Origin of the sequence: Vibrio sp. 10N.286.49.E11 (assembly GCF_041469505.1) — a bacterium.
Classification (GTDB): domain Bacteria; phylum Pseudomonadota; class Gammaproteobacteria; order Enterobacterales; family Vibrionaceae; genus Vibrio; species Vibrio crassostreae_C.
In genome coordinates this window covers 55713-74763 of the sequence record NZ_JBFRKQ010000057.1, presented here as the reverse complement: position 1 = coordinate 74763, position 19051 = coordinate 55713, and the positions used below count along the sequence as shown (strand labels likewise).

19 protein-coding genes are annotated in these 19051 nt (G+C 45.3%); 3 read left to right on the top strand and 16 right to left on the bottom strand.

Annotation, left to right across the window (positions count from 1 at the left end; genetic code table 11):
- Nucleotides 1–86: 86 nt before the first annotated feature.
- Together AB4167_RS13990 and pomA are read right to left on the bottom strand one after the other, a co-directional pair.
- The gene (locus AB4167_RS13990; RefSeq protein ID WP_017060777.1) at nt 87–1034 is read right to left on the bottom strand and encodes a flagellar motor protein MotB; all 948 of its coding nucleotides are present in this window, start codon (nt 1032–1034) and stop codon (nt 87–89) included.
- Nucleotides 1035–1046: 12 nt separating this feature from the next.
- Nucleotides 1047–1811 (bottom strand): flagellar motor protein PomA, encoded by a 765-nt coding sequence (gene pomA / locus AB4167_RS13985; protein WP_017060778.1) that lies wholly within the window; start codon nt 1809–1811, stop codon nt 1047–1049.
- A gap of 298 nt (nt 1812–2109) precedes the next feature.
- Between pomA and xseB the strand changes: the two genes are divergently transcribed.
- From xseB to dxs, 3 genes are read left to right on the top strand one after another with little or no spacing between them, the layout of a single operon-like run.
- Complete coding sequence (gene xseB / locus AB4167_RS13980) at nt 2110–2352, top strand: exodeoxyribonuclease VII small subunit (protein ID WP_004734405.1); 243 nt, start codon at nt 2110–2112, stop codon at nt 2350–2352.
- Nucleotides 2353–2372: 20 nt separating this feature from the next.
- The gene (gene ispA, locus AB4167_RS13975) at nt 2373–3257 is read left to right on the top strand and encodes a (2E,6E)-farnesyl diphosphate synthase (RefSeq protein WP_017063336.1); all 885 of its coding nucleotides are present in this window, start codon (nt 2373–2375) and stop codon (nt 3255–3257) included.
- 21 nt (nt 3258–3278) lie between these two features.
- Entirely contained in the window at nt 3279–5162 is a 1884-nt protein-coding gene (gene dxs, locus AB4167_RS13970; RefSeq protein WP_017066824.1) for a 1-deoxy-D-xylulose-5-phosphate synthase, read from the top strand.
- 127 nt (nt 5163–5289) lie between these two features.
- Here the strand turns inward: dxs and pgpA are convergent, their stop codons facing one another.
- From pgpA to AB4167_RS13900, 14 genes are all read right to left on the bottom strand, one after another.
- A complete protein-coding gene (gene pgpA / locus AB4167_RS13965) occupies nt 5290–5796 on the bottom strand; it encodes a phosphatidylglycerophosphatase A (protein ID WP_017060782.1) in 507 nt (168 codons plus the stop codon).
- Nucleotides 5796–6770 carry a thiamine-phosphate kinase gene (gene thiL, locus AB4167_RS13960; RefSeq protein WP_136981672.1) on the bottom strand — a complete coding sequence of 325 codons (975 nt, stop codon included), beginning with the start codon at nt 6768–6770 and terminating at the stop codon, nt 5796–5798. Before thiL ends, pgpA begins: the two co-directional genes overlap by 1 nt.
- Nucleotides 6771–6884: 114 nt before the next feature.
- The gene (gene nusB, locus AB4167_RS13955) at nt 6885–7352 is read right to left on the bottom strand and encodes a transcription antitermination factor NusB (protein ID WP_004734399.1); all 468 of its coding nucleotides are present in this window, start codon (nt 7350–7352) and stop codon (nt 6885–6887) included.
- Nucleotides 7352–7822 (bottom strand): 6,7-dimethyl-8-ribityllumazine synthase, encoded by a 471-nt coding sequence (gene ribE / locus AB4167_RS13950; RefSeq protein ID WP_004741508.1) that lies wholly within the window; start codon nt 7820–7822, stop codon nt 7352–7354. The genes nusB and ribE overlap by 1 nt, the downstream gene beginning before the upstream one ends.
- A 295-nt stretch (nt 7823–8117) precedes the next feature.
- Nucleotides 8118–9227: a bifunctional 3,4-dihydroxy-2-butanone-4-phosphate synthase/GTP cyclohydrolase II gene (gene ribBA, locus AB4167_RS13945; protein WP_372136674.1), complete on the bottom strand. Its 1110-nt coding sequence runs from the start codon at nt 9225–9227 to the stop codon at nt 8118–8120.
- A 108-nt stretch (nt 9228–9335) separates the two neighbouring features.
- On the bottom strand, nt 9336–9992 hold the full coding sequence (locus tag AB4167_RS13940; RefSeq protein ID WP_010436361.1) for a riboflavin synthase: 657 nt from the start codon (nt 9990–9992) through the stop codon (nt 9336–9338).
- 69 nt (nt 9993–10061) lie between these two features.
- Nucleotides 10062–11141 (bottom strand): bifunctional diaminohydroxyphosphoribosylaminopyrimidine deaminase/5-amino-6-(5-phosphoribosylamino)uracil reductase RibD, encoded by a 1080-nt coding sequence (gene ribD / locus AB4167_RS13935; RefSeq protein ID WP_017060785.1) that lies wholly within the window; start codon nt 11139–11141, stop codon nt 10062–10064.
- Between the two features lie 40 nt (nt 11142–11181).
- A complete protein-coding gene (gene nrdR, locus AB4167_RS13930) occupies nt 11182–11631 on the bottom strand; it encodes a transcriptional regulator NrdR (protein ID WP_004734394.1) in 450 nt (149 codons plus the stop codon).
- A 156-nt stretch (nt 11632–11787) separates the two neighbouring features.
- The gene (locus tag AB4167_RS13925; RefSeq protein ID WP_017060786.1) at nt 11788–13038 is read right to left on the bottom strand and encodes a glutamate-5-semialdehyde dehydrogenase; all 1251 of its coding nucleotides are present in this window, start codon (nt 13036–13038) and stop codon (nt 11788–11790) included.
- A 66-nt stretch (nt 13039–13104) separates the two neighbouring features.
- Complete coding sequence (proB, locus tag AB4167_RS13920) at nt 13105–14289, bottom strand: glutamate 5-kinase (protein WP_372136673.1); 1185 nt, start codon at nt 14287–14289, stop codon at nt 13105–13107.
- Nucleotides 14290–14365: 76 nt separating this feature from the next.
- Nucleotides 14366–14755 (bottom strand): sigma factor-binding protein Crl, encoded by a 390-nt coding sequence (gene crl, locus AB4167_RS13915; protein ID WP_017060787.1) that lies wholly within the window; start codon nt 14753–14755, stop codon nt 14366–14368.
- Nucleotides 14756–14899: 144 nt separating this feature from the next.
- Entirely contained in the window at nt 14900–16153 is a 1254-nt protein-coding gene (gene frsA, locus AB4167_RS13910) for an esterase FrsA (protein WP_372136672.1), read from the bottom strand.
- Between the two features lie 89 nt (nt 16154–16242).
- Entirely contained in the window at nt 16243–16707 is a 465-nt protein-coding gene (tet(34), locus tag AB4167_RS13905; protein ID WP_009847475.1) for an oxytetracycline resistance phosphoribosyltransferase domain-containing protein Tet(34), read from the bottom strand.
- Between the two features lie 84 nt (nt 16708–16791).
- Nucleotides 16792–18081: an NCS2 family permease gene (locus tag AB4167_RS13900; protein ID WP_017060789.1), complete on the bottom strand. Its 1290-nt coding sequence runs from the start codon at nt 18079–18081 to the stop codon at nt 16792–16794.
- Between the last annotated feature and the right edge of the window lie 970 nt (nt 18082–19051).

Here is a 19051-nt window from a genome sequence, read left to right as displayed (position 1 = left end):
TGCTCGGCGCACAACAAAAAGCCCAACCTCATTATAAGGTTGGGCTTTCGATGCTATCTGCATGCTACCGTGTGTACACGTATCGGCTATTCATTAATAACAGGCACTTCGTCACTGTAAAGCGGCTCGCCCTGCATGATGCTGATTTCAACGCGGCGGTTGAGGCTACGTTGCCATTCAGTATCGTTCGGCTCGACTGGCTCGGTATCCGCCATGCCGCGTACTCTCAAGCGTTGATGAGAGAAACCACGCACCTTTTCCATCTCTTGAGCAACAGACACTGCTCGCTGTGATGACAAGTCCCAATTAGAGCGATAAAGCTCGGAATCAAGACGTTGATTATCGGTGTGCCCTGAGATTCGAACGATACCCGGAACATCTTTCACCAACTCAGCCACCTGTCTCACCAAAGGTCGGAACTTAGGCTGTAGGAAAGCAGAACCCGATGGGAATGCACCCTTCTCACGAATTCGAATCACAATCTGCTGGCCAAGGTTTTCAACTTCAATCGCGCCTTGGTCTATCTCTCGCTCCAACGCCTTCTTGATGCTTTCCATCAAGGTTTCCATCTCTTGCGATTGAGCTTCAGCTTGTTGTTGCTGTTGGTCTGACTCAGAGTTTTGATTGTCGTGAGTCGAAACCTCTGGCGACTTGCCTCCGGTCATCTTGCCTTGATCACGCATGGTACCGCCAGCACGCTCAGATTCACCTTCATGAAACTCAAGCGTTTGCTGCGTAATATCAATCGTCTGCTGCATGATCACATCAATCGGTGTCGGCTCTGGACGACCAGGTCGAAACTCTTGTGCAATGATGCTGGTGCCTTTAGGAATGTCTTTCACTTCCAAGCGGTTTTGTACACCAAACGCAAATTTCATCGAGCCAGCGATCTGTTTGAACTTCAGTACGTCCATCTCAGAGAATGAGAGCAGCAGTACGAAGAAACACATCAGCAGTGACATCAAGTCAGCAAATGTCCCCATCCATTGAGGCAATCCCGGAGGAGGACATTTACATGGATTTTCTTCATCCATCTTCAACTCCTCTTACGCAGGTTCACCATCAATCGTACGCTTACCTTCGTTTAGGTAGCTCTTCAGGTAACCATCGATTACTCGTGGGTTCTGACCATCTTGAATCGCGAGTACGCCATCCATAACCAAACGACGGTTGAGTGTCTCTTGGTCACGACGCAGCGCAAGCTTGTCGGCAATTGGGAAGAACACCATGTTCGAAAGAATCGCACCATATAGGGTGGTTAAAAGTGCCACCGCCATCGCAGGGCCGATCGCTTTTGGATCATCCATGTTAGAAAGCATGGCAACCAAGCCAACCAAGGTACCAATCATACCCATCGCGGGTGCTACATCACCAAATGCAGAGAACACCTTCGCGCCCTGCTCATGACGCTCTGTGGTTAATGCGATGTCTTTTTGCAGTGCAGCACGAACTACATCTCCATCATGGCCATCCACCAAAAGATCGATGCCCTTTTGCATGAAACTGTTGTTAATTTCCATCTCTTCCAGTGCTAAAAAACCACCTTTACGAGCCGCATCAGCCATCTCTACAACTTTCGCAATAAGATCTTCAGGCTCATCCGCTTTAAACATAAAAGCTTTGCCGGCAATCTTAGTCGCGCCAAAGAACTGTCCCATGGTGAACTTCATCAGAACAACAAACGTTGAACCACCAACCACGATCAATATGGATGTCGTGTCATAGAACATCCCGAGGCTTCCACCTAGGATCATTGCCATGATTACAAAGGCAAATCCACCAATCAAACCTATTAGGGTTGCTAAATCCACTGAGCACTCCTCATGCTTTTTTGTAGCTCTATGTCGACGATAATCTTTTTATCGGCAAGACTATAAGATCTTTTAGTAAATTCTTGGCCTAAGTATCACACTTTTCGTTTTTGAATCCCAACTATTGGCTTACTTTGCTCTTATACGTAGCGCATAAACTCGATAAAGCTAAGGTTATTCAAGCAAAGTACGTTCAAGCCCCTTAAAAACGAACTTTCTAGCAAAATTTCTTGGTTACATTTGACCATCTCAGCGGCCTAGGGTAACGTTCGTTCATCTTTCCAAACGCAGATTTATTATGGCTACTAAGAAACCTGAAAATATGAGCTTTGAAGCAGCAATCGAAGAGCTTGATGGCTTGGTTGATCAACTAGAAAATGGTGATCTAGCTTTAGATGATGCGCTGAAAAAGTTCGAACGAGGCATCTCCCTCGCTCGTGCCGGTCAAAGCAAACTAAACGATGCTGAACAGCGTGTTAGCATCCTACTGCAAAATGATGAAAACGCAGAACTTAGTGACTTTAACCCACAACCAGAATAACGAATTGTATGAGATCCCCTATGATTGAGACTTTATTGTCTTATCAAGCACGTAATAACGAGCAACTGAACCTTTGGCTTGATCGCCTACCACACCAAGATCAGAACCTGATCAACGCGATGCGTTATGGGTTACTTTTAGGCGGTAAACGCGCACGTCCATTTCTTGTCTACATTACAGGGGAAATGCTCGGCTGCACCGCTGAAGAACTCGACACTCCAGCATCTGCAATCGAATGTATTCATGCCTATTCTCTGATTCACGACGACCTTCCAGCAATGGACGACGATGAACTGCGTCGTGGCCATCAGACTTGTCACATCAAATACGATGAAGCGACCGCCATTTTAACGGGCGATGCCCTACAAACTCTGGCATTTACTATACTTGCGGAAGGTACATTAAGTGCTGACGGTGAAAGCAATCGCGTTCGAATGATTCAACGCCTAGCTGAAGCCTCTGGTGCACAAGGTATGTGTATTGGACAAGCACTTGATATTGAAGCTGAAAACCGCTCTGTTACGCTAGAAGAGTTAGAAGAAGTTCACCGCAATAAAACGGGCGCGCTAATGAAATGTGCGATTCGTTTAGGTGCTCTCGCTGCTGGTGAAAAAGCGTTTGAAGTGATGCCTCAATTAGACAAGTACGCCGACGCCATTGGATTAGCATTCCAGGTTCAAGATGATATTTTAGATATCACTGGCGATACTGAAACTTTGGGTAAGCCACAGGGTTCTGACCAAGAATTGAACAAAAGCACCTACCCTTCTTTGCTAGGTTTAGAGGGCGCTCAAGAAAAAGCGCAAACTCTGCTACAGGAAGCGCTTCAAGCTTTGGCTGCAATCCCATACAATACCCAGTTACTCGAAGAGTTCGCCCGATACGTCATCGAGCGCAAGAACTAAGACAATAAGCGCGCATTACCTATGACTCTTGATATATCAAAGTACCCAACTCTTGCTTTGGCTGATAAGCCAGAGGATTTGCGTCTACTTCCAAAAGAGACGCTGACACAGCTTTGTGATGAATTACGTACCTATCTTCTTAACTCAGTGAGCCAGTCAAGTGGTCACTTAGCGTCAGGCTTAGGTACAGTAGAGCTGACAGTTGCTCTGCACTATGTGTACAACACGCCTTTTGACCAGTTGGTTTGGGATGTTGGTCACCAAGCATACCCGCACAAAATTCTTACAGGTCGTCGCGACCGCTTGTCGACTATCCGTCAAAAAGATGGACTGCACCCATTCCCATGGCGTCAAGAGAGCGAATACGACACCCTTTCTGTTGGTCACTCTTCAACATCGATCAGTGCTGCACTTGGTATGGCTATCAGTTCGAAGAAAGAAGGCAAGAACCGTAAAGTCGTGAGTGTGATTGGTGATGGCGCGATTACTGCGGGTATGGCATTTGAAGCAATGAACCACGCAGGCGATATTCACAATGATATGTTGGTTATCCTGAACGATAACGAGATGTCGATCTCTGAAAACGTAGGTGCGCTAAATAACCACCTAGCTCAAGTTCTTTCTGGCAGTCTTTACACGTCAATTCGTGAGGGCGGCAAGAAAGTGCTATCAGGCGTTCCGCCGATTAAAGAGTTGGTTCGTCGTACAGAAGAACACCTAAAAGGCATGGTTGTACCTGGCACCATGTTCGAAGAGTTAGGCTTTAACTACATTGGCCCAATTGATGGCCACGATGTAAATGAGCTGATTAAAACGCTTAAGAACATGAGAGACCTTAAAGGCCCTCAGTTCCTGCATATCATGACTAAGAAAGGCAAAGGCTACGAGCCAGCTGAGAAAGATCCAATTGGCTACCACGGTGTACCAAAGTTCGATCCCGCACACTCAAGCCTACCTAAGAGCACCAGCTCTAAGCCAACTTTCTCTAAGATTTTTGGCGACTTCCTGTGTGATATGGCTGCGCAAGATCCTAAGCTAATGGCAATCACGCCTGCAATGCGTGAAGGTTCTGGCATGGTGCGTTTCTCGAAAGAGTACCCAGAACAATACTTCGACGTAGCAATTGCTGAGCAGCATGCTGTGACCCTAGCAACGGGTATGGCGATTGCGGGTGATAAGCCAATTGTGGCTATCTACTCGACTTTCCTACAACGTGGCTACGATCAACTGATCCACGATGTGGCAATCATGGATCTACCGGTTATGTTCGCTATTGACCGTGCAGGTCTCGTCGGTGCCGATGGTCAAACACACCAAGGTGCGTTCGACTTAAGTTTCATGCGCTGTATTCCAAACATGGTGATCATGGCACCAAGCGACGAGAACGAATGTCGCCAAATGCTTTACACCGGTCACCAGCACACGGGTCCAAGTGCCGTTCGTTACCCTCGCGGTAATGGCATGGGTACTGAGATTCAAAGTGAGTTTACCGCTCTTGAGATTGGTAAAGGTCGTATCGTCCGCGAAAGCGAAAAAGCAAAAGATGGCTCGAAGGTCGCTATCCTAAGCTTCGGTACTTTCCTTGAGAGTGCACTTCAAACGGCTGATGCTATCGATGCTACAGTGGCAGATATGCGCTTTGTTAAGCCCCTCGACGAAGCTCTGATCAAACAACTTGCTGCTGACCACGATGTACTAGTGACTATCGAAGAAAACGCGATTGCAGGTGGTGCGGGTGCGGGTGTGATTGAATTCTTGATGCAAGAAAAACTACTGATGCCAGTATTGAACCTTGGCCTACCAGACAAGTTTATTGCTCAAGGTACTCAAGGTGAGCTGCATGAAGAGCTTGGCTTAGATGCGAAAGGGATTGAGAAGTCTATCACTGACTATCTTGCCAAGTAGCTTTAATGCGTAAGCTCGTAAGCTCGTAAGCTCCGCAAACAAAAAAGGTTGGCCCTAGGGTCAACCTTTTTAGTATCTGCTAATTAGTTTGGTGTATCGCCAACTAAACCTTAGCCCTTCAGTTAACTCACACTAACCAACCTGCGAAATGTGCCACGGCATACAACGAAATAGCCGCCATAATACCCGCTACAATATCGTCAATCATGATACCCAAGCCGCCGTGAATTCGCGCATCTAGCCAACCAATCGGCCAAGGTTTTACCATGTCAAAGAAGCGGAAAAGCACAAAACCAGTCAGAAGCCATTTCCAGTCATCGGCAGGGATATTCAGCATAGGCACTAAGCTCATGGTGATCCAAAAGCCCGCAAACTCATCCCAAACGATAGAACCGTGGTCATGCACGCCCATATCATCAGACGTTACTTGGCAGATCTTAATACCAATAATGCAGCTTACCACCACCACGGCAACGTAAGCAGGAAACGGTAGCTGAACCAACAATAGGTACAACGGAATTGACGCAAGCGTGCCCATTGTGCCGGGAATAATAGGCGATAAGCCACTGCCAAAACCCGTTGCTAAGAAATGCCAAGGATTTTTAAGAGAAATAAGAGAAAGTGGGTTTGTCATCAATTAACCTTAAAGTGATCGTAACCAGTTAAGTTCCAGTTTAGTGGTTCACCATTATTGTGTAATTCAAAATATTCTACAGGTCTTATCTGGCCAATGCAGGTGACTTTTGTACCAGTGTGTGACAAAGCACTTTCCAGCGACCCTTTATTCTCTTCTGGTACAGTAAAGCACAGTTCGTACTCTTCACCACTCGTTAGCGCATACTGCTGAGCTGAAGTGATATCAGGAGCGAACTGACGTAACTCTGGAGAGATAGGCAGCGTGCTTACATCAATACTCGCGCCAACTTGAGAACGCTTAAGGATATGTTTTAAATCAGCAATAACGCCATCAGAGATATCAATCGCCGATGAAGCAAGGTTCACTAGAGCCTGACCCGCTAACACTCGTGGGGCGCTCACATAATGTCTCTCTTCAAGCTCAGCAGCATAGGGCTTCGCTCTGTTCTGCTCAGGGTTAAGTAACACTTCTAAGCCAGCTTTGCTGTCACCTAGATTACCTGTTACGTAAATCCAGTCGCCCACTTTCGCGCCATCTCTGCGCAGCGCTCGTCCTTCAGGAACAAAGCCCTGTACCGTCAGTGTCAGGCTTAGTGGACCTTTGGTTGTGTCGCCACCAATTAACTGAATACCAAAGTAGTCTGCGAGTTTAAAAAAGGAGTCACAGAAGGGAGCAAGCCATGCTTCATCGATTTCAGGCATGGTTAAAGCAAAAGACACCCAAGCAGGCGTCGCGCCCATTGCAGCAAGGTCACTGATATTGGAAGCCAACGCTTTGTGTGCCACCCAAGCCGGATTCGCCTCAGCTAAGAAATGGGTACCAGCCACTAAGGTGTCCGTGCTGATCGCTATCTCAACATTGCCCGGCGCTTTGACCAAAGCACAATCATCGCCAGCAGCTAGAAGAACGTCTTTACGTTGTGGTTGTCGATTTACAAAATATTTTTCAATCAGGTTAAATTCGCCAGACATCACATGCCCTATCTTTAGTCTCATAAAAATCGCCGTAATCATGGATATTACAGAAATTTAGTTACAAAAAAGGCCAGCATAAAAGCTGACCTTTAGATTCAATATACGAACGTCTTATTTCTTACGAACGTGCGGTGCAGCTTTATCAAGCACACCGTTAACAAACTTATGGCTGTCTTCTGCTGCAAATACTTTTGCAAGCTCGATAGCTTCGTTGATAACCACTTTGTATGGTACATCTTCGCGACGAGTCATCTCGTACATAGCTAAACGTAGAAGCGCTAGTTCCATCAGATCCAGATCTTGCATAGGGCGAGATACGAATGGACGAAGCTTGCTATCAAGTTCCATGTGGCTAAGAGCAACACCAGTTAGTAGGTCGCGGAAGTATGCAACGTCTGTTTCTGGCATAGCAAGAGCAGGCTCTGCAGCATGATGCTCTTCTTCATCATACTTACCACCAGATAAGAACTGTTCTTCAACGGTAGCAATATTTTCTTTAGTAATTTGCCAAGAATAAATTGCTTGTAGAGCAAATTGACGTGCGTTACGACGTGCGGCTGGTTTCACACTGGCCCCCATTAGGAATCGATTTCAGAAAGAACGTTGATCATCTCAAGTGCGCTAAGTGCTGCTTCTGCACCCTTATTACCAGCCTTGGTTCCTGCGCGTTCAATAGCTTGATCGATCGTATCAACAGTAAGAACACCAAACGCTACTGGAAGAGAATATTCCAGAGACACTTGTGCCAAACCTTTATTACATTCACTACAAACATAGTCAAAGTGAGGTGTACCGCCACGAATTACTGTACCAAGAGATACAATCGCATCGAACTTACCTGTTTTTGCAACGCGCTGCGCTACAAGTGGAAGTTCTACTGCACCAGGGCAACGAACAACAGTGATGTTGTCTTCGCTTACTTGTCCATGACGCTTTAAAGTATCGATTGCACCAGAAAGTAAACTTTCGTTAATAAAACTGTTGAAACGAGCAATAACGATAGCAATTTTTGCATTTGGCGCTGGGAAGCCACCCTCGATCACTTTCATAAGCCTTCCTTTAACTATTTTCATCAAGTGAGAATCGCCGGATTCTAGCACAAAACTGTGAGCAATATCTAATGGTAATTTAGAAGAACAGACACCGGCAATGTAAAGATGATAATGCAGCGCCAATCCCAAACATATAGGAACAGCGAGTAGCCAAGTTTGTGTATTGAACACGTATTGAGTCGAACTTGGCTACTTTGCTCTTTTGGCAAGATTTATCACCAAAAGAGCCACTGAGATTATCGGTAAATTATGTCACTACAAACGGAGAAACGTCTGCTCGTTGACACATATTTTATTCGCAAACATACTCAACAACGTTAAGACCAAAACCACCTAATGCGTGGTAACGCTTAGTGCTCGAAGAAAGCAGACGCATATCGTGCACGCCTAGGTCTTGAAGAATCTGAGAACCGACACCAACACGACGTGAGGTACCTTGCTTCTTAGCCATGGTTGGTTGTTCGTTCTTATCTTGCGCTTCAAATGTCTTCACTTTGTGAATCAAAGAATCAGACGACTCTTCGTTACCAAGAATAACCAACACACCGCCTTCGTCTCCAATGCGCTTCATCGCTTTATCTAGCGACCAGCTGCGCTCGGTACCACGATCTGAATGAAGCAGATCGGTAAACGTATCATGCAGGTGAACACGTACTAAAGGAGCACCTTCAGTTAAGCTACCTTTTTGCATGGCGTAGTGGATCTGGTTATCAATTGTATCGCGGTAAGTCACAAGCTCGAAATCACCAAACTCAGTTGGCAAATGACATTGGGCAACGCGCTCAATCGTTGTTTCTGTGTTGTTGCGGTATTCGATCAAGTCAGCAATTGTGCCTAGTTTGATGTCATGCTTTTCTGCGAACACTTCAAGATCTGGACGACGAGCCATGGTGCCGTCGTCGTTTAGGATCTCAACGATAACCGATGCTGGCTCACAGCCTGCTAGACGAGCTAAATCACAACCTGCTTCCGTGTGACCTGCGCGTGTTAGAACACCGCCATCTTGCGCTGTCAGTGGGAAAATATGACCAGGTTGAACAAGATCAGCCGCTTTCGCATCTTTCGCCACTGCCGCTTGAACCGTCACTGCACGGTCTGATGCAGAGATACCCGTTGTTACGCCCTCTGCCGCTTCAATCGAAACAGTAAAGTTAGTGGTGTACTGTGCGTTGTTATCTTGAACCATAGGCGCTAGACCCATGCGGTTTGAACGCTCTTTGGTTAGCGTCAGACAAATTAAACCACGGCCGTACATCGCCATGAAGTTAATCGCTTCTGGCGTCACATGTTCTGCTGCCATGATCAGATCGCCTTCATTTTCGCGATCTTCATCATCCATCAGGATAACCATTTTTCCTAGGCGAATGTCTTCAATAATTTCTTGAGGAGTACTAATTGGCATTGTTCTATATCCTTTGAAATGGTTCTGCTTCCTAGAACCGACACTATTTAAACCTGATGATATTGCTTCGCTTTACAAAGTCTCGCTTAACGCACTTTGTATCAACGGTTAGGCAAAACCATTCTGCTGTAAGAATTCCATCGTTAATCGAGATTCAGGCTCAGATTCTTGTTGCTGACCTTGCAGTAAACGCTCCATGTAACGTGCTAATACATCAACTTCTAGATTCACTTTACGACCGACATTGAATTGGTCGATGGTGGTTTCTGAAGAAGTATGAGGAACGATAGTCAGCTTGAATGCGTTCTTACGTAAATCGTTCACAGTCAGGCTAATGCCATCAACTGTTACTGAGCCTTTTTGAGCCACGTATTTTGAGATTTCTGCTGGCATTTCTACCCAGAATTCAATCGCACGGCCAACTTGGTTACGTTCAACAATCTCACCCACGCCATCAACGTGACCAGACACTATATGTCCACCGAAACGCGTGGTTGGTAACATTGCTTTCTCAAGGTTAACTTTATCGCCCGCTTGGTAATCGACAAAACCCGTTTTTTTCAGGGTCTCAAGCGAAAGATCTGCACTGTAGCTGTGGTCGTTATATTCAACAACTGTCAAACACACACCATTGGTAGCGATACTGTCGCCTAACTTAACGTCAGCCATATCAAGCTTACCAACATTAACCGTTACGGTGATGTCTTCTCCGCGGGGAGTGATTGCACTCAATGTACCTACGGCTTCTACAATTCCTGTAAACATTTTAAAACTCTTTTTGTTGTCAACGACACGTATGCAGTTGGAGTAACTATTTCCACTGTGGTTTCGTTACTATCTGTTTCGAAATACGGGTTTCGCAACGATGCGAATATCCACACCAACCTGTCGAACATCTTTAATTTCTAGGTCAATAACGTCAGACATTGAAGTGAGCCCTAATGCACCCATCAAACCTCGTCCGTCACTGCCCATAAGTTTAGGTGCTAAATAAAGGATTAGCTCATCCACCAGCTGCTCTTCAATCAAGCTTTTTGCCAATGTTGCGCCCGCTTCGACCCAAATATGGTCGATATGATTGGCAGGTAATTGACGCATCAGATCGTGCAAATCGAGCTGACCTGCATCTGTGGTTGCGACTTCAATATCAGCAGATGCTTCGGCAACTCTCAACACCGATGTTGGAGTCTGGAATAACTTGAGTTCAGGACGCAGTTGGTTTTGACGATCAAGAATCACGCGAATCGGCTGACGCAGCTCGTCTTCAGCGTAATGACCTTTGATACTGCTTGGCAACTCTGCCCAACGAACATTCAACGACGCGTTGTCTTCAATAACCGTCTGGCTAGTTGACAACACAGCGCCTGATTTTGCTCGGTAGTTCTGAACATCACGACGTGCTTCTGGCGATGTGATCCACTGGCTTTGGCCATTTTCCAATGCCGTTTGCCCATCAAGGCTAGCGGCCATCTTTAACTGAACGAATGGCATGCCAGTTTGCATACGCTTGATAAATGCAGGGTTCAAGTCGAGAGCGTCTTGCTCTAGCAAACCGATTTCAACCTCAATACCCGCATCGCGTAGCATTTTGATACCACGACCTGCGACTTTTGGGTTTGGGTCCTGCATGGCACAAATCACTTTGGCTACTTGAGCCTTAATCAAACCTTCAGCACAAGGCGGCGTTCGACCGTAATGAGAACAAGGCTCTAGCGTGACATAAGCCGTCGCACCTTTTGCTTTGTCGCCTGCCATTCGCATGGCATGTACTTCAGCATGAGGTTCGCCCGCTTTGGCATGAAAACCTTCACCAACGATCTGACCGTCGGTTTGTACAATGACACAACCCACATTAGGGTTTGGCGCAGTAGTGTAAATGCCGCGTTTTGCTAACTGAATAGCACGCGACATCATTTGAAAATCTAGGGGAGTAAAGTTTGACATGATTGAGGAGTTAATCCTCTAATTTAGCGATTTCTTCGCCAAACTCTCGGATGTCTTCAAAGCTGCGGTAAACAGAGGCAAAACGAATGTACGCCACTTTATCCAATTCTTTCAATTGGCCCATCACAAGATTACCAATCATCTCGCTTGGTACTTCACGCTCACCAGTTGCACGGAGTTGTGACTTAATCGTACTGATCGCAAGTTCAATCGCGTCAGCACTCACTGGGCGTTTTTCTAGGGCGCGCTGTACACCACCCACCATTTTATCTTCATTAAATGGTTCGCGGTTTCCATTCGACTTTATGACTTTAGGCATCACAAGTTCTGCCGATTCGAACGTAGTAAAACGTTCACTACATGCAAGGCATTGACGGCGACGACGTACCTGATGGCCATCGGCTACCAGTCTTGAATCGATTACTTTAGTGTCGTTCTCTGAACAAAAAGGACAATGCATATCACCTCCAAATAATTGAATATCAGTGTAACGGAATTGCCAAACGTTAGGAAAGAAAAAGGGCCAATTAAGGCCCTTTTGTGTGGTGATTCATTGATTATTGCTACTCGATCGCCATTTCAAAAATGAGCTGAGGAGTAAAATTAACGACCAGCGTTAACCGCGGACCAAATAGTTCGCTTTACCTACCCATTTGTAGCTTGTCAGCTCTTCTAAACCCATTGGGCCGCGAGCATGCAATTTCTGAGTAGATACGGCAACTTCAGCACCTAAACCAAACTGTGCTCCATCAGTGAAACGTGTTGATGCATTCACATAAACCGCTGCAGAACCAACAGAGTTAATGAAACGCTCTGAGCTCTCTAAGCTATTGGTCATGATCGCATCTGAATGACTCGCGTTGTGTACACGCATGTGGTCAATCGCTTCTGCCACATCCGCTACCACTTTCACGCCTAGCGTGTAGCTTAGCCATTCAGTGTCAAAGTCGCCTTCAACCGCATCACGTTGGTCTTCAAAACCCGCTAGCAGCGATTTTGCACTGGTATCAGCAACTAAGGTTACCTTGCCGGCTAAACGCTGTTTCAGCTTAGTTAGGAAAGCTTCAGCAACCGCTTCATGCACTAGCAGTGTATCTAACGAGTTACACGCCGATGGACGTTGAACTTTTGAGTTTTCGACCACATCGACAGATTTCTCAAGATCAGCGCTTTCATCAACGAAGATATGGCTGATACCAAAGCCGCCGATGATTACTGGGATGGTGCTGTTCTCTTTACACATCTTGTGCAGACCAGCGCCGCCACGAGGAATGATCATATCCACGTAGTCGTCCAGTTTAAGCAGTTGAGAAACGAGTTCACGATCAGGCTTCTCGATGTACTGAACAGAAGCGGCTGGAAGCTCCGCTTTCTCTAATGCAGACTGGATAACCTTAACCAGTTCCATGTTCGAGAAAAACGTCTCTTTACCACCACGTAGAATGCTTGCGTTACCTGTCTTCAGACACAGAGCTGCAATATCGATGGTTACGTTCGGACGCGCTTCATAGATAACACCCACCACACCAAGTGGCACGCGGCGGCGAGACAGTGACATACCGTTTTCTAGTACTTTGCTGTCAATTTCGCTGCCAACTGGGTCATTCAGGCTAATCACGTTACGAACATCGTTAGCGATACCGGTTAAGCGCTCTTCGTTAAGAAGTAGACGATCGAGCAGTGCGTCAGTTAAACCCGCTTCACGACCCAGTTCGATGTCTTTCGCGTTCGCTTCTAAAATCGTTGTTGCGTTTGCTTCTAGCTCATCAGCGATAATCGCCAATGCTTTATTCTTTTGCGCCGTAGATGCGGTCGCTAGGTGGAAAGCAGCGTCTTTTGCTGCGATACCCATGTTAGTTAAATCCACGTTTAACTCTCCCTAAATTCTGTCTGTCTTTGGATGCAAAAAGGTGATTCACCTTATCATCACGAGCTACTCTTGGATTACAACTAGGTCGTCACGGTGAATGACTTCTGACCCATAATCGTATCCAAGGATGTCGCCAATATCTTTACTGTGCTTGCCTGCAATTTTTGCTAGGTCTTGGCTTGAATAACTGGCGATACCACGCGCAATTACTTTGCCTTTGCTGTCTGTGACTTGGGTAACTTCACCACGAGAGAATTCGCCTTTAACTCGAACAACCCCTTTCGCCAACAAGCTGCTGCCTTTGGTGTTGACTGCGTTTACTGCGCCGTCGTCAACCACGATGTCACCTGCTGAAGCAGGGCCCGCTAAAATCCAGCGTTTACGGTTTTCAAGCGCTTCCGCTAAAGGCAAGAAACGTGTGCCTTGTGGGTTATCACTCAGTGAATCAAACACCACATTTTCAGCACTGCCCGCAGCAATAATCACTTCGATGCCTGCGCGACGAGCAATGTCAGCCGCCTGCAGTTTTGTCGCCATGCCGCCAGTACCCAACGTAGTACCGCTGCCACCTGCGATCTTACGCAGCGTGTCATCAATGGTTTTCACTTCTTTGATGAGCTCAGCATTTGGATCTTTACGAGGGTCAGCCGTAAACAGGCCTTTTTGGTCTGTTAGTAGCAAAAGCTTATCAGCACCGCACAAAATACCCACTAAGGCCGACAAGTTATCATTGTCGCCCACTTTAATTTCGTTGGTTGCTACTGCGTCGTTTTCGTTTACTACCGGAATAATATCGTGCTCAACCAGTGCGTTGATCGTGTCACGTGCATTAAGAAAACGCTCGCGATCATCGAGATCAGCACGAGTCAGTAGCATCTGGCCAATCTTAAGGCCATAGATAGTAAACAAAGACTCCCAAACTTGAATCAACTGACTTTGCCCAACTGCCGCAAGCAACTGTTTGCTCGCCATTGAGTTGGGAAGTGCGGGGTAACCAAGGTGCTCACGTCCTGCTGCAATTGCACCAGACGAAACCATAACCACAGAGTGGCCTTGTTTTTTTAATTCAGCACATTGACGAACCAGCTCAACCATATGAGCGCGGTCTAATGCCAATGTTCCACCAGTTAAGACACTGGTACCCAGTTTAACAACGACAGTTTTACGCTGTGTTGTTGTCCCGCTTTGATGATTTGTTGTCATGAAGTCTTTTATGGATAAAACAAATAAGAGGTGATGTTTTAGCAATCAAAAGGGGAATTCACAAGCAGAAAAGGTGCGAAATCGCACCTTTTTGCTTTATATAGAAGAGTAACCTTTAAAATTAGACGAATTCGACAGACTCTTCGTCTAATTGGATACTGATTTCAAACTTACTTTGAAGTTCATCGACCAGTTTCTTGTGGAAGGCTTCTTGAGTTCGAGAGACCTCAGCGACCGCCTTTTTAGGTAACGGCAAAGAATCCCAGTTACCATCGATGTTGTACTTGCCGATATTGTACTTCGCCGAATATCCCTCTTCCGACTTATCCAATTCCAGCCACCAGCCCCAGAACTCGCGTTCTTCTGGTGATTTTTTATCGTTCACACATACAGACAAGCAATCAAAGATATAGTGGCCTTCTTCTGATTGCGGTTCCCTTAAGTAAGGCCCGATCGCCTTTAAAACATTCAACAAGCGGTAATGCGTAGGTTGTTGTGTCACTTCTGACATATTGAATCTCCATTTTCAATGTTAAGAATGACGTTACTCAGACTGTTATACGTAGAAACTACGCATTTGGATTTTATAAATGACCTCTGAGTATCAGGTACTTAGTTTGTACATTTTTCATGCTTAACTAATTTAGGAGAAATGTCATCTAAATAATTCATCCTCAAGCCACTTTATCGCCAATTCGAGGGATTGCTCATAACCTTGTGTAATTGACTTAGCTTTGATTTTCTTCGCTTTTCCGTAATCACTGTAAATAGCAACCAGTTGATTATCCATTGGCGGTGAAACCGGGTCGCCTTCCAGAGCCAATGCCAAGATAGGAACACTGGTTTTACTGTTTGACAGCAAACCTTGTACCTTGAGTGACCACGCCATCAACTGCCCAGAAAGGCTATTGATATCGACCGCCCCTTTACCAAGGCGCGAAGCCAACACATCTAGATGCATTTTAGGCATCTGCTTAAGTTTGTCTGCATGAACAAAGATATCGTGAATTGGCGCGCCTAAAGAAATACACGCTTTAATCTTATGTTGCTCGAGGAAAGATAATCTCACCATCGCATTGCCACCGAAGCGGAAACCAAACAAGCCGACTTTGTGGTGATCGACCCATGGGATGTTAGGCAATTCATTCAGCACTGCTTGGTGAAGACAAGATGAGTCTTCTGTTAACGGCCAATGTGCACTGTGCCCTATTGATGGCATGTCTACCGTTAACATAGCAATGTTCTTAGGTGCTAAATAATCCCTAAACAGGCGCCACATATCGGTTTGCAAGCTATCTAGACCCGCGCTGACAATCACAACCGGTTGTGGTTTATCTGTCTTGGTTAGATGCAAGTTCGCTTTGATCTTCTTGTTTTGGTATGGAATATCAATCTGCTTGACGATCAACTTAGTGTGCTTGATCGCTTCAGAATACGCTGCGTTGGCCAACACTTGAGCCTGAGCTGCCAAGTTGTCGTTCTTGAGGTGTGGGTAACCCGCAATACTGAAGCACAACGATGCGGAAAATAGCTCTTCAGCCATCTCTTCACCATTCTTCTCATTAGAACGATTTTGATGCTGCATACCCAGCTTGGTCCATTCGTATGCCCAGTTACCACTTCGGTAACCCATGACCGTATCAAGCCACTCATCGGTTGTACGAGAGTTATCTGATGACGCGATGCGAGCCAATACCGCTTCCTGCTCTATTGGATTAACGCCTTGCCATACCCACTGAAGACGTCTTAGGTTTCGATACCATGATGAGTTTTTCTGTTCACGTTTCTCATCCAATAGCGCTTCAGAGCTTGGCATGTATTGTGTCAACATTGAGGTCTCTTTCGCTTGCTTGTGCTTTACAAACAAAGTTTCCGAAAGGTTCGAGCTCGTTTCTTCTGGTTCAGACATTGGGATACTTAATAAGAAATGGTTGTCACTAATAATATAAAAAAAAATGACCCTATAAAGGGTCATTTCTCAAAAAACTAAGTTTACGCTTATTTTGACTTGCGATTTACTGGCTCTACGTAGCTTAGGCTAGTATCCCAAGGTTGCTCAATCCATGTGTCTTGAGCGATATCAACAATGTACTCGTCTAGCAAATCAGCGCCAGATGGTTTTGCACATACAGCGATCAGTTTCGCTTTAGGGTACATTTCGCGAAGCTTACGTGCAGTGTCACCACTATCAACCAAGTCTTCAACGATTAGGAAGCCTTCGCCGTCACCTTCAGGTGCTTTAACTACTGTCATATCACGTTGGTGATCGTGGTCGTAGCTAGAAATACAAATCGTATCTACGTGACGAATACCTAGCTCACGAGCCAAGATTGCACCAGGAACCAAACCACCACGGCTTACTGCCCAGATGCCTTTCCACTGCTCTGCTGGCATTTGCTTTTCAGCAAGTTGACGGCAGTAAGTCTGCATGTTGTCCCAAGTGATAACGAATTTGTTGCTCATAGTATAAAACCTAATAATTTTGTCATGTTATTAGAGGCTATTTCAAACATAGCCTCTTCAGCGATTAAGCAGAAATCTAGACGATTAAGCGAAAATGTATTTAAGAATAAAGATAGCCGACATTACCCACACAGCAGGTGAAACGTCGCGACCTTTACCACTTAGCAGCTTAATTGCAGCGTAAGCGATGAAACCTAGTGAGATACCCTCAGCGATAGAGTACGTCAGCGGCATAAGCAGACATGTTACCACGACTGGTGCTGCTTCCGTAAGATCACGCCAATCAATGCCAACTAGGCCAGACATCATCAGAATTGCTACATAGAAAAGTGCACCTGATGTTGCGTAAGCCGGAATCATACCTGCAAGTGGCGAGAAGAAAAGAGCCAGTAGGAATAAGATACCAACAACAACAGCCGTTAGACCGGTACGGCCGCCTTCAGCAACACCCGCAACACTCTCAACATAAGAAGTAGTATTTGATGTACCTAGCAGTGCACCAATAGATGTTGCTGTAGAGTCAGCAAGCAGTGCTTTGTTCAAGCGAGGTAGTTTGCCGTCTTCTTTGATTAGGTTTGCTTTCGTTGCAACACCAACCAGAGTACCCGCTGTATCGAACAAATCGACGAACAAGAACGCGAATACCACTGAAATCATACCGATTTCAAATACAGCAGAGAAATCAAGCTGCATGAATGTAGGAGCAAGGCTTGGTGGTGTAGACATGATGCCGCCGTATTGAACGTCACCAATAACAATGCCAAGAGCTGTGATAGCTAGAATCGCAATCATTACTGCCCCTTTCACGCCACGGTGAACAAGAGCAATCGTTAGGAAGAAACCAAGTGAGCCTAGGATAGGAGCAATCGCGGTAATGTCGCCCAGTGAAACTTTAGTTGCTGGGTTAGAAACAACGATGCCTGCATTGCTAAGCGCAATAAACGCTAGGAAAAGACCGATACCTGCAGAGATACCAACACGCAGAGACATAGGGATCGAGTTGATAATCCATTCACGGATCTTAAAGATGCTTAAGAAGATGAAGATTACGCCTGATACGAAAACCGCTGCCAGAGCAACTTGCCACGTATAACCCATACCCATTACAACAGCGTAGGTAAAGAATGCGTTCAAACCCATGCCTGGAGCTTGAGCAATTGGGTAGTTAGCAACAAAGCCCATGATGAAACAGCCAATAGCAGCCGCTAAACAGGTTGCTACAAATACAGCGCCATGGTCCATACCAGCATCAGCTAGAATCATTGGGTTTACAAAAATGATGTAAGCCATTGTTAGGAAGGTTGTTAGACCTGCGATGATTTCAGTGCGCACATTGGTGCCATTTTCACTGAGTTTGAATAGCTTTTCGAACATTATCGAATCCTATAAGGGTAAAAAGTAAACGGTTGCGTAATCGATTGGCTGTGGATTATAAAGTTATCAAATAACAAATTCCAGATAGAATTAAGGCTCTAATCGATATTTATCAGAATGCCGTATGAAACAAAGCGATTAAAAATGAAGATATCATCGATAAATAACCATTAAAAACAAACAATTAACAACAATAGACTCACTAAAACTAGTTGGTTGTTTTTTCTACCATCGGTTATTTTCATTGATAATCTAGCCAGTAAATTCTGAATTCAAACTCACAATAGTTATGTATTTTTCAACAGGATCAGTAATAAGGCGCAAATTGATATTTCGGCGTTTAAAAAACAACCACGCAGAACAGCAAGGAAAGTGACAAGCGAAAGCGGTTTGGAAAAGTAGCAGGCAAAAAAAACGCCACTCAAAACTGAGTGGCGGTAGAATCTGTCAACCAAAAGGGCTGTAAAAGAATTCCAATATATAGGGGTGAACAAAACTGTTCGAGTTACATGCTTACGGTATTAGTAACCAAAGCTTGTAGGGTATGCAAAGTTGCTAGTGTAAACAGAGCTGTTAATCCAGAACATTGCAGATGGTAAACCTTTCATAACTATCACCTTAATAAATCAATAAAAAACGAATTTGATTTCTCGGTTCCTTGGAGGCGATAAAACGGACTCATCCTTTGAGCATTTACTCTTCATCTCAGAAGTTGGTTATTAATATACCCTAAAGAAAAAAGATTACAAGTATTTTTTGCTATACGTCACATTTTTGGCCATTTACGGTTATTTTACAAACTTATTTTGTAATAAAACTACAAAATAGAATTAAACAAACGTTTGCCTGCTCCATTTATAAGCATCAAGGCGCTTAGCTGTGATCAGATGGACAAGATCGCTTTCAAAATTTGAGCTATTTGAGGTTTAGAACCGCTACTCGTCAAAACGCTCAAGTGGTATGCTGTTGC

What these genes read in the sequence shown, in the direction of transcription:
- AB4167_RS13990 (WP_017060777.1), bottom strand. Translation starts at nt 1,034, where the DNA reads ATGGATGAAGAAAATCCATGTAAATGTCCTCCTCCGGGATTGCCTCAA.
- xseB (WP_004734405.1), top strand. Translation starts at nt 2,110, where the DNA reads ATGGCTACTAAGAAACCTGAAAATATGAGCTTTGAAGCAGCAATCGAA.
- ispA (WP_017063336.1), top strand. Translation starts at nt 2,373, where the DNA reads ATGATTGAGACTTTATTGTCTTATCAAGCACGTAATAACGAGCAACTG.
- dxs (WP_017066824.1), top strand. Translation starts at nt 3,279, where the DNA reads ATGACTCTTGATATATCAAAGTACCCAACTCTTGCTTTGGCTGATAAG.
- pgpA (WP_017060782.1), bottom strand. Translation starts at nt 5,796, where the DNA reads ATGACAAACCCACTTTCTCTTATTTCTCTTAAAAATCCTTGGCATTTC.
- thiL (WP_136981672.1), bottom strand. Translation starts at nt 6,770, where the DNA reads ATGTCTGGCGAATTTAACCTGATTGAAAAATATTTTGTAAATCGACAA.
- nusB (WP_004734399.1), bottom strand. Translation starts at nt 7,352, where the DNA reads ATGGGGGCCAGTGTGAAACCAGCCGCACGTCGTAACGCACGTCAATTT.
- ribE (WP_004741508.1), bottom strand. Translation starts at nt 7,822, where the DNA reads ATGAAAGTGATCGAGGGTGGCTTCCCAGCGCCAAATGCAAAAATTGCT.
- ribBA (WP_372136674.1), bottom strand. Translation starts at nt 9,227, where the DNA reads ATGCCAATTAGTACTCCTCAAGAAATTATTGAAGACATTCGCCTAGGA.
- AB4167_RS13940 (WP_010436361.1), bottom strand. Translation starts at nt 9,992, where the DNA reads ATGTTTACAGGAATTGTAGAAGCCGTAGGTACATTGAGTGCAATCACT.
- ribD (WP_017060785.1), bottom strand. Translation starts at nt 11,141, where the DNA reads ATGATGTCGCGTGCTATTCAGTTAGCAAAACGCGGCATTTACACTACT.
- nrdR (WP_004734394.1), bottom strand. Translation starts at nt 11,631, where the DNA reads ATGCATTGTCCTTTTTGTTCAGAGAACGACACTAAAGTAATCGATTCA.
- crl (WP_017060787.1), bottom strand. Translation starts at nt 14,755, where the DNA reads ATGTCAGAAGTGACACAACAACCTACGCATTACCGCTTGTTGAATGTT.
- frsA (WP_372136672.1), bottom strand. Translation starts at nt 16,153, where the DNA reads ATGTCTGAACCAGAAGAAACGAGCTCGAACCTTTCGGAAACTTTGTTT.
- AB4167_RS13900 (WP_017060789.1), bottom strand. Translation starts at nt 18,081, where the DNA reads ATGTTCGAAAAGCTATTCAAACTCAGTGAAAATGGCACCAATGTGCGC.